Genomic DNA, 9,999 nt, shown 5'->3' with positions numbered 1-9,999 from the left:
GGCTGGAATTGCCCTGCGGGCAATCCAGCCCCGGCCGGCGGAAACCCAGCCCCTCCGGCGTTTGAGGAGCGGGGGTGCGGGGGCTGGCCCCCGCAACGGCGCCGCACCTGGCAACGGGTCCGTGCAGCGCCCGGGGAACGGTGGAAGGTTGGGTAGGGGACTCGGCCCCGCGCAGTGGCAGGCGGGTCAGGCCGCCAGGGCCGGGATGCGGGACGGGGTTGCCGCGTCGAACCTGCGGAGCAGCAGGCGGGCCAGCTCCGGGGAGGGGCCGAGGACGGCCGCGACCACGTCGGCCCCCGCGGCTTCGGCGCCCGCCGCGATGCGGTCGGGAAGCCGGCCGGGGGCGATGACGTAGGGGGCCACCGCGATCCGGCGGACGCCCTCCGCGCGCAGCGCCCGTACGGCGTCCTCGGTCCGGGGGAGAACAGCGGAGGCGAACGCAGGCCGCACGGCGCACCAACCGGTGTGCCGCCACTCCCGCGCGATTTCAGCGATCACTGCGATCGCCTCCGGGTCGGAGGAACCGGCGGACGCGAGCACCACACCGGTGGTGGCGCGGTCCGCCGGGGTGAGGCCGGCTTCCCACAGCCGGCGCTCCAGGGTCGCCAGCAGCAGCGGCGACGGGCCGAGCACGTCCGCGATCCGGACCGAGAGGTCCGGCAGGTGGGACGTGGCTCCGGCGAGCACCGCCGGGATGTCGGACTTCGCGTGGAACGCCCTCGTCAGGAGGAGGGGGAGCGCCACGATCTCGCGTACCCCGGACAGGTAGAGCGAGGCCACCGCCTGGTCGACGGTCGGGGTGTCGAAGTCGAGGAACGCGGTCTCCACGCGCAGCCCCGGCCGCATCGCCCGCACCCGGCGGGTGAGGGCCTGCACGGTCGCCGCGTGCCGCGGGTCGCGGCTGCCGTGGGCGATGACGAGCAGGGCGGGGGTGTGCGTGGAGTGCGTGACGTGCGCGGACACGTGATCAGCTCTTGACCAGCAGGCCGCGGGTGCGCAGCACCCACCGCTCGACCGGGCTGAAGATCAGCAGGTCGATCGCGATGCCGACGACCAGGATCAGGATGATCGCGAGGAACACGCCGGGCAGGTCGATGTTGTTGCGGCCGTTCTCGAGGAGCTGGCCCAGGCCCAGACCGAGGTCGGGGGAGCTGGCGATGATCTCGGCGGCCATCAGGGAGCGCCAGGAGAAGGCCCAGCCCTGCTTGAGGCCGGCCAGGTAGCCGGGCAGCGCGGCCGGCATGACCACGTGCCAGGCGCCGCGCAGGCCGGTGGCGCCCAGGGTGCGGCCGGCCCGCAGGAACAGCGGCGGGATCTGGTCGATGCCGGAGACGAGGCCGTTGGCGATCGACGGGACGGCGCCGAGCAGGATGACGGTGTACATCATCGCGTCGTTGAGCCCGAACCAGAGCACCGCCGGGGGCACCCAGGCGACCGAGGGCAGCGACTGCAGGCCCTGCAGGATCGGGCCGATCGCGGCGCGGACGAACTTCACCCGGGCGACGAGCAGACCGAGCGGGGTACCGATGGCCAGGGCCAGCAGGAAGCCGAGCAGACCGCGCGAGACGCTGGTCCAGATGACCTCCAGCAGCGTGCCCTTGGCCCACATGTCGGCCAGGCTGTCCCAGACGGAGGACAGGGCGGGGAGCTTGGTCTCCTCGGTGATGTGCGCGGCGACGAGGACCTGCCAGACGAGGAGGACCAGGCCGACGGCGAGCACCGGCGGCAGGACCTTCTTGACGAGGACCTCACGGACCGGGGTGCGGTGCGTCTGGACGGCGTCGAGCGCGTCGAGGCCCGCCTCCAGTCCGGCGAGGTCGTCCGTCTTGGCCTTGGGCTGGACTTCGGCGGTGGTGTCAGTGCTGGCCATGGCGGCGGATCTCCCCACGCAGGTGTTCAGTGATCTCAAGGGACAGTTCCGCGACGTCCGCGTCCTCGATGCGGCGCGGCTGCGGGATGCCCACGGTCCACTCCTTCGCGACCCGGCCGGGGCGCGAGGACAGCAGGACCACACGCTGCGCGAGCCGTACGGCCTCGCGGACGTTGTGCGTGACGAACAGGACGGACAGGTTCGTCTCTTCCCAGATGCGGGTGAGCTCGCCGTGCAGCACGTCGCGGGTGATGGCGTCGAGCGCCGCGAACGGCTCGTCCATCAGCAGCAGCTGGCTGTCCTGGGCGAGCGCCCGGGCCAGGGCCACGCGCTGGCGCATGCCGCCGGACAGCTCGTGGACCCGCTTGCCGTACGAGCCGCCGAGCCGGACCAGCTCCAGCAGCCGCTCGGCCTCGGGCTTGCGGTCGGCCTTGGCCACCCCGCGCAGGCGCAGGGCGAGTTCGATGTTCTTGCCCGCGGTGAGCCACGGGAAGAGGGCGTGCTCCTGGAACATCAGGGCCGGGCGGCCGCCGGGGGTCTCGATCGACCCCGCGGACGGCGCGTCCAGTCCGGCGACCAGGTTGAGCAGGGTGGACTTTCCACAGCCCGAGGCACCCAGGATGGTGACGAACTCTCCGGGAGCGACATCGAGGCTGATGTCGTCCAGGACGAGCTGCGATCCGGCCGGGCCGGAGAAGGACTTCGAGACGTGCTCGATCCGAGCGGCGTGCGTCTGCTCCGCTACGGTGCCCTCGGCAGCCTTGGCAAGCATGGTGGCCATGGTCGTCACCTCCTGGGATTCGGGACGGGGTACTGAAGGGTTACTGAAGGGGGTTGCCGGAGGGCTTACTTGACGCCGAGACCGGCGTCGGAGACCTCGGGCTTGCCGGCGGCCTTGAGCACCTTGTTCAGGAGCTTCAGGTCGTAGATGCCGTTCAGGTCGGGCTGCTCGATGAGCTTGGCCTTGACCGCCCACTCCGACTCGGTCTTCAGGGTGCTCGCCAGCGGGTCGTCGGTGACGAGGATGCTCGGCCACGCCGGGTCGATGACCGCAGCTTCGAGTTCCTTGCCGCTCAGGGTCTTCAGCGCGGCGTTGGCGGAGGCCTTCGCCTTGTCCTGGTTGGCGTTGATCCACTCGTTGGTCTTGACCGTGCCCTTGAGCACCGCCTCGACGACGTCCGCGTGCTCGGTGAGGAACTTCTGCGACACGATGATGTTCGTGATCACGAACTTCTTGTCGGGCCACAGGTCGGTCTCGTCGAGCAGGACCTTGGCGCCCTCGGAGACGAGCTTGGAGGCCGTGGGCTCCGGCACCCAGGCGCCGTCGATCGAGCCCTGCTTGAAGGCGTCCGGGGTGACCTTGTTGTCCGTGCGGACGACGGAGACGTCACCCTTGCCGGACTCCGGGTCGACCGTCCAGCCCTTCTCGGCGATCCAGTTGAGGAACGCGACGTCCTGCGTGTTCCCCTTCTGCGGGGTGGCGATCTTCTTGCCCTTGAGGTCGTCCAGGGTCTTGATCTTCTCCGGGTTCACGACCAGCTTCACGCCGCCCGAGGCGGAGCCGGAGATGATCCGCAGGTTGGAGCCCTTGGACTTCACGTAGGCGTTGATCGACGGCGAGGGGCCGATGAAGCCGATGTCGAGAGAGCCGCCGTTGAGGGCTTCGATCTCGGAGGGGCCGGCGTTGAAGGTCTGCGGCTTGATCGTGGTGCCGTTCAGCTCCTTGGCGATCAGGCCTTCCTGGATGCCGACCAGCGCCGTGGCGTGGGTCAGGTTCGGGAAGTAGCCGATGCGCACCTCGGAGGCCGACAGCTTCTTGCCGGAGTCGTCGGCGACGTTCGCCTTGGGAGCGTCGTCCTTCTTGGCGTCGGAGCCGTAGCCGCACGAGGCGAGGGCGCCGATCAGGAGCGGCAGGGCGGCAGCGGCGGCGATGCTGCGGTGCAGGGTCTTACGCGGGGTACCGATGGCAGGCACGGGAGGACTTCCTCTCGTAGCGTCGTATCACGACGCACGTCTTCGTTTGCTGAACGACAAGGGCAGGTAGGGCTCGTGGGGGGTGTGGGCGCGCATGCGGTGCGCGTACGTCATCACGCACATCGCCCCACACCTCCCTGGCCGCTGCCGAGGGAGCCGCTGCCTACGCGGCCGCCCTCCTTCGCGAAGGTGGAGTAGATATCGGCAAGCATGATCAGAAATCCCACCCTTCATCATCAGCCTGAACGGTGGTCTGGGCCTTGGAGGCGAAGGATTCGCCGACCATACCGGCCGCCAGGGTCGTGCCGTCCGCCGGGTCGATCAGCAGGAAGGACCCGGTGCGGCGCGAGTCGGCGTACGAGTCGAGCGCGAGCGGCTCGGCGGTACGGACGACGACTCGGCCGATGTCATTGGCCACCAGCTGCCCGGGGTTCGGGTGCTGGGACAGGTCGTCCAGGGTCAGCCGCGAGGGGATCTCCTTGACGATCGCCTTCACCGTGCGCGTCGTGTGCTTGATCAGCACCCGGGCGCCCACGGCGAGGGGCTGGTCCGCCACGTGGCAGACCGTCGCCACGACGTCCTGCGTGGTGGCGGGGGAACTCGACGACGGCGCGATCAGGTCGCCGCGCGAGATGTCGATGTCGTCCTTGAGGCGCAGGGTCACCGACTGCGGGGCCCACGCGATGTCGACGCTCTCACCGAGCGCGTCGATGCCCTCGATGACCGAGGTGCGGCCCGACGGCAGGACGGTGACGGCCTCGCCGACGCGCAGCACGCCGGAGGCGATCTGGCCCGCGTAGCCCCGGTAGTCCGGGTGCTCGGCGGTCTGCGGACGGATCACGTACTGCACCGGGAAGCGCGCCGGGCAGGCGGTGAGGTCGTGGCTGACCGGGACGGTCTCCAGGTGCTCCAGCACCGTGGGGCCGCCGTACCAGTCCATGTGCGCGGAGGGCTCCACCACGTTGTCGCCGGCCAGGGCCGAGATCGGGATCGCGGTGATCTCCGGGACGCCCAGGCCCGTGGCGTACGCGGTGAACTCCTCGGCGATCGACGCGAAGACGGCCTCCTCGTAGCCCACCAGGTCCATCTTGTTGACGGCCAGGACCACGTGGGGGACCCGGAGCAGGGCCGCCACGGCGGCGTGCCGGCGGGTCTGCTCGATCACGCCGTTGCGGGCGTCGACCAGCACCACGGCGAGGTCGGCCGTGGAGGCTCCGGTGACCATGTTGCGGGTGTACTGCACGTGCCCGGGGGTGTCGGCCAGGATGAACCGGCGGCGGGCGGTCGCGAAGTAGCGGTAGGCCACGTCGATGGTGATGCCCTGCTCGCGCTCGGCCCGCAGGCCGTCGGTGAGCAGCGCGAGGTCGGGGGTGTCCTGACCGCGGCTGGCGGAGACCCGCTCCACGGCTTCCAGCTGGTCGGTGAGGACCGACTTGGAGTCGTGCAGGAGGCGTCCGACGAGGGTGGACTTGCCGTCGTCGACGGAGCCCGCGGTGGCGAAGCGCAGCAGCGTGGTCGCCGACAGATCGGCGAACTGCTCGGTGGTGGAGGTCATGTCTAGAAGTACCCTTCGCGCTTGCGGTCTTCCATCGCGGCCTCGGACAGCTTGTCGTCGGCGCGGGTCGCGCCCCGCTCGGTGAGCCGGGAGGCGGCGATTTCGGTGATCACGGCGTCCAGCGTGGTGGCGTCGGAGTCGACGGCGCCGGTGCAGGACATGTCACCGACGGTGCGGTAGCGGATCAGGCGGGTCTCGGTGGTCTCGCCCTCCTTCGCACCGCCCCATTCGCCGGCCGTCAGCCACATGCCGCCCCGCTGGAACACCTCGCGCTCGTGGGCGAAGTAGATCTCCGGAAGCTCGATCTCCTCGCGGGCGATGTACTGCCACACGTCCAGCTCGGTCCAGTTCGAGAGCGGGAACACGCGCACGTGCTCGCCCGCCGCGTGGCGGCCGTTGTAGAGCTGCCACAGCTCGGGGCGCTGACGCCGCGGGTCCCACTGGGAGAACTCGTCGCGCAGGGAGAAGACGCGCTCCTTGGCGCGGGCCTTCTCCTCGTCGCGACGGCCGCCGCCGAAGACCGCGTCGAACTTGAGCTGCTGGATCGCCTCCGTGAGGGGGACGGTCTGCAGCGGGTTGCGGACGCCGTCGGGACGCTCGCGGAGCTTGCCGGCGTCGATGTACTCCTGGACGGAGGCCACGTGCAGGCGCAGGCCGTGCCGGGCGACCGCGCGGTCGCGGTACTCCAGGACCTCGGGGAAGTTGTGGCCGGTGTCCACGTGGAGCAGGGTGAACGGCACCGGCGCCGGCGCGAACGCCTTCAGCGCCAGGTGCAGCATGACGATGGAGTCCTTGCCGCCGGAGAACAGGATCACCGGCTTCTCGAACTCGCCCGCCACCTCGCGGAAGATGTGCACGGCCTCCGATTCGAGGGCGTCGAGGTGCGACAGCGCGTAGGGCGCGTCCGTCCCTTCGTGGACGTGTGCGACGGTGGCGGTCATGCCAGACCCCTCTCGGTGAGCAGAGCGTGCAGGGCCGAAGCCGACTCCTGTACGGACTGCGTGTGCGACTCGATACGGAGGTCCGGGGACTCCGGGGCCTCGTACGGGTCGTCGACCCCGGTCAGACCGGAGATCTCGCCCGCCGCCTGCTTGGCGTACAGGCCCTTCACGTCACGCTCGGAGCACACCTCCACCGGAGTGGCCACGTGCACTTCGAGGTAGGTCGTGCCCTCGGCGGCGTGCCGCTTGCGGACGGCCTCGCGGCTGTCCGCGAACGGTGCGATCACCGGGACGAGCGCCTTGACGCCGTTGGACGCGAGGAGTTCGGCGACGAAGCCGATCCGCTGCACGTTGGTGTGCCGGTCCTCGCGGCCGAAGCCGAGGCCGGCGGAGAGGAACTCGCGGATCTCGTCGCCGTCGAGGACCTCCACGCGGTGGCCCTCGGCGCGCAGCCGCTCGGCCAGCGCGTAGGCGATGGTGGTCTTGCCCGCGCTCGGCAGCCCGGTCAGCCACACGGTGGCGCCCTGGTCGCTCACGCTCATCTGGTTCGTCTCCGTCGGTTCTGTACGTTCGTTGGTCGCGCGGGTGGCCGTCATCAGCCGTGCAGTCCGCACTCGGTCTTGCCGCGCCCGGCCCAGCGGCCGGCGCGGGCGTCCTCGCCCTCCGCCACCCGTCGGGTGCAGGGGGCGCAGCCGACGGAGGCGTAACCGTCCATCAGCAGCGGGTTGGTGAGCACCCCGTGCTCCAGGACGTACGCGTCCACGTCGTCCTGGGTCCAGCGGGCGATCGGCGAGACCTTGACCTTCCGCCGCTTCTCGTCCCAGCCGACCACCGGGGTGTTCGCCCGGGTCGGGGACTCGTCGCGGCGCAGGCCCGTGGCCCAGGCGTCGTACGCGGTCAGGCCCTCTTCGAGCGGCTTGACCTTGCGCAGCGCGCAGCACAGGTCGGGGTCGCGGTCGTGCAGCTTCGGGCCGTACTCGGCGTCCTGCTCGGCGACGCTCCGGCGCGGGGTGAGCGTGATGACGTTGACGTCCATCACGGCCTCGACCGCGTCACGGGTGCCGATGGTCTCCTCGAAGTGGTAGCCCGTGTCGAGGAAGACCACGTCCACGCCGGGGAAGGCGCGGGAGGCGAGGTGGGCGACGACCGCGTCCTCCATGGAGGAGGTCACGGCGAACTTCTTGCCGAAGGTCTCGGCCGCCCAGGTGAGGATCTCCAGCGGGGTGGAGTCCTCCAGGTCCCGGCCCGCCTGCTCGGCCAGTACCTGCAGGTTCTTGAGATCTGCGTCCTGAATCGTGGTCATATCTCGTCCCCTCCAGCGTCATTGGACTGAACACCCCGGGCCAGCAGCCCGAGGTACTTCAGCTGGAAGGCTCGATTGCAGGCCCTGCATTCCCAGGCGCCGTGGCCCGTTTCGTTGGGGAACAGGTCCTCGTCGCCGCAGTACGGGCAGTAGAACGGTGCGGCGCGCTCGCTCACGACAGGTCCTCGTCCTTGGCACGGGTGACCCAGCTGGCGAAGCGCTCGCCGTCCTCGCGCTGCTTCTCGAAGCGCGTGACGACCCGCTCGACGTAGTCCGGCAGACCGGCCGAGGTGACCTTGAGCCCGCGGACCTTGCGGCCGAAACCGGCCTCCAGCCCGAGTGCGCCGCCCAGGTGAACCTGGTAGCCCTCGACCTGGTTGCCCTCGTCGTCCAGGACCAGCTGGCCCTTGAGACCGATGTCCGCCACCTGGATACGGGCGCAGGCGTTCGGGCAGCCGTTGATGTTGATGGTGAGCGGCTCGGCGAAGCCCGGCAGGCGGCGCTCCAGTTCGTCGATCAGCGAGGCGCCGCGCGCCTTCGTCTCGACGATGGCCAGCTTGCAGAACTCGATGCCGGTGCAGGCCATCGTGCCGCGGCGGAACGGGGACGGGTTGACCCGCAGGTCCAGCGCCTCCAGGGCCGCGACGACCGAGTCGACCTGGCCCGCCTCGATGTCGAGCACGATCATCTTCTGCTCGGCGGTGGTGCGCAGCCGGCCGGAACCGTGCTGCTCGGCGACGGCGGCGATCTTCGTCAGGGTGGCGCCGTCGACACGGCCCACGCGGGGCGCGAAGCCGACGTAGAACTTGCCGTCCTGCTGCTGGTGCACGCCGACGTGGTCGCGCCACTGGCCGCTGGGCTGCTCGGGCGCGGGGCCGTCGGTCAGCTTGCGCTTGAGGTACTCGTCCTCCAGGACCTGGCGGAACTTGGCCGGGCCCCAGTCGGCGACGAGGAACTTCAGGCGGGCGCGGGTGCGCAGCCGGCGGTAGCCGTAGTCGCGGAAGATCGAGATGACGCCCTCGTAGATGTCCGGGACCTCGTCGAGCGAGACCCAGGTGCCCAGGCGCACACCCAGCTTCGGGTTGGTGGAGAGGCCGCCGCCGACCCAGACGTCGAAGCCGGGGCCGTGCTCGGGGTGGTTCACACCGACGAACGCGATGTCGTTGATCTCGTGCGCCACGTCGAGCAGCGGCGAGCCGGAGATCGCGGACTTGAACTTGCGGGGCAGGTTCGAGAAGGCCGGGTTGCCCACGATGCGGGCGTAGATCTCGTCGATGGCGGGGGTGCCGTCGATGATCTCGTCCAGCGCGATGCCGGCGACGGGCGAACCGAGGATCACGCGGGGGGTGTCACCGCAGGCCTCGGTGGTCGAGAGGCCGACGGCCTCCAGACGGCGCCAGATCTCCGGGACGTCCTCGATGCGGATCCAGTGGTACTGCACGTTCTGCCGGTCCGTGAGGTCGGCGGTGCCGCGGGCGAACTCCTCGGAGATCTCACCGATGACGCGCAGCTGCTCGGTGGTGAGCCGGCCGCCGTCGATGCGCACGCGCAGCATGAAGTACTTGTCGTCCAGCTCCTCCGGCTCCAGGATCGCGGTCTTGCCGCCGTCGATCCCGGGCTTGCGCTGGGTGTAGAGGCCCCACCAGCGCATACGGCCGCGCAGGTCGTTGGGGTCGATCGAGTCGAAGCCCGCCTTGGAGTAGATGTTCTCGATGCGCGCCCGCACATTGAGACCGTCGTCGTCCTTCTTGAACTGCTCGTTGCCGTTGAGGGGCGTGTGGTGTCCGACGGCCCACTGGCCCTCACCGCGGTGACGGCCGGTCTTGCGGCGCGCGGCTGCGGCGGGTGCGGCGGCTGCGGTCGTATCGGGGGTGGCGGCCATGGCGGTACGTCCTTCTTGGGCGGCTCGAGGCAGGGGCAGGGGAGCGGCGGCGTGACCCCTGGCGCGCGTGGAGCGGATGTGGCTGATCTGCCGCCCTTTTGGGGCGACGACCGACCTACAGGGGACTGCGGTGGTGGCTGACGGCAGGCGGTGTGTTCGCGTCCGCGGCGACGTCGGTGTGGTGCGCCGTCGCGGCGGTGCTGTGCGTCAGCGCGCCGGACAGATGGCGCTGGACATGCGGCCGAGGTCGACGTGCCGCCGACTCACCAAGGCAATTCCAGCTCCGTTCATGGCGGAAGCGTGGCATGGCGCGATTGGAGGAGTCCACTACTGTCCACGATGCGGACGAACTCGTCTCGTATCGCAAGATGTCCGTGATGGGCGTCACCCCGGCGGCCCCTTTGTCCCCGTGCGTCCCGGTGTCCGGACGCCGGGGAGGCTTGAGGTGTCCGGCCTCGCCGGGTCCGGGGCGGA

11 protein-coding genes are annotated in these 9,999 nt (G+C 70.3%); all 11 read right to left on the bottom strand.

Translation table 11 applies throughout. From position 1 onward, the window contains the following. Window positions 1–186: 186 nt before the first annotated feature. Window positions 187–963 carry a sirohydrochlorin chelatase gene (locus ACFWNV_RS27720; protein ID WP_383952251.1) on the bottom strand — a complete coding sequence of 259 codons (777 nt, stop codon included), beginning with the start codon at window positions 961–963 and terminating at the stop codon, window positions 187–189. A gap of 4 nt (window positions 964–967) precedes the next feature. Beyond that, window positions 968–1,870: an ABC transporter permease gene (locus tag ACFWNV_RS27715; RefSeq protein ID WP_383952250.1), complete on the bottom strand. Its 903-nt coding sequence runs from the start codon at window positions 1,868–1,870 to the stop codon at window positions 968–970. After that, entirely contained in the window at window positions 1,857–2,651 is a 795-nt protein-coding gene (locus ACFWNV_RS27710; RefSeq protein ID WP_383952248.1) for an ABC transporter ATP-binding protein, read from the bottom strand. The genes ACFWNV_RS27715 and ACFWNV_RS27710 overlap by 14 nt, the downstream gene beginning before the upstream one ends. Window positions 2,652–2,716: 65 nt before the next feature. Continuing rightward, window positions 2,717–3,835, bottom strand: coding sequence for an ABC transporter substrate-binding protein (locus tag ACFWNV_RS27705; protein WP_383952259.1), 1,119 nt, complete (start codon window positions 3,833–3,835; stop codon window positions 2,717–2,719). Between the two features lie 223 nt (window positions 3,836–4,058). Further along, window positions 4,059–5,399 carry a sulfate adenylyltransferase subunit 1 gene (locus ACFWNV_RS27700; protein WP_383952246.1) on the bottom strand — a complete coding sequence of 447 codons (1,341 nt, stop codon included), beginning with the start codon at window positions 5,397–5,399 and terminating at the stop codon, window positions 4,059–4,061. A gap of 2 nt (window positions 5,400–5,401) precedes the next feature. Beyond that, on the bottom strand, window positions 5,402–6,340 hold the full coding sequence (gene cysD, locus ACFWNV_RS27695; RefSeq protein ID WP_383952244.1) for a sulfate adenylyltransferase subunit CysD: 939 nt from the start codon (window positions 6,338–6,340) through the stop codon (window positions 5,402–5,404). Beyond that, window positions 6,337–6,882, bottom strand: a complete 546-nt coding sequence (cysC, locus tag ACFWNV_RS27690) for an adenylyl-sulfate kinase (RefSeq protein ID WP_383952242.1) — start codon at window positions 6,880–6,882, stop codon at window positions 6,337–6,339. The genes cysD and cysC overlap by 4 nt, the downstream gene beginning before the upstream one ends. Window positions 6,883–6,935: 53 nt before the next feature. Further along, a complete protein-coding gene (locus ACFWNV_RS27685) occupies window positions 6,936–7,643 on the bottom strand; it encodes a phosphoadenylyl-sulfate reductase (RefSeq protein ID WP_383952240.1) in 708 nt (235 codons plus the stop codon). Continuing rightward, window positions 7,640–7,819, bottom strand: a complete 180-nt coding sequence (locus tag ACFWNV_RS27680) for a DpnI domain-containing protein (RefSeq protein WP_214956597.1) — start codon at window positions 7,817–7,819, stop codon at window positions 7,640–7,642. The genes ACFWNV_RS27685 and ACFWNV_RS27680 overlap by 4 nt, the downstream gene beginning before the upstream one ends. Then, complete coding sequence (locus ACFWNV_RS27675; protein ID WP_266885555.1) at window positions 7,816–9,525, bottom strand: nitrite/sulfite reductase; 1,710 nt, start codon at window positions 9,523–9,525, stop codon at window positions 7,816–7,818. The genes ACFWNV_RS27680 and ACFWNV_RS27675 overlap by 4 nt, the downstream gene beginning before the upstream one ends. A 207-nt stretch (window positions 9,526–9,732) precedes the next feature. Then, a complete protein-coding gene (locus ACFWNV_RS27670; RefSeq protein WP_312847410.1) occupies window positions 9,733–9,816 on the bottom strand; it encodes a putative leader peptide in 84 nt (27 codons plus the stop codon). Window positions 9,817–9,999 lie beyond the last annotated feature (183 nt).

Origin of the sequence: Streptomyces sp. NPDC058401 (assembly GCF_042722885.1) — a bacterium.
Classification (GTDB): domain Bacteria; phylum Actinomycetota; class Actinomycetes; order Streptomycetales; family Streptomycetaceae; genus Streptomyces.
The sequence above is the reverse complement of the archived record's forward strand: the minus strand, read 5'-3'. Positions and strand labels throughout refer to the sequence as shown.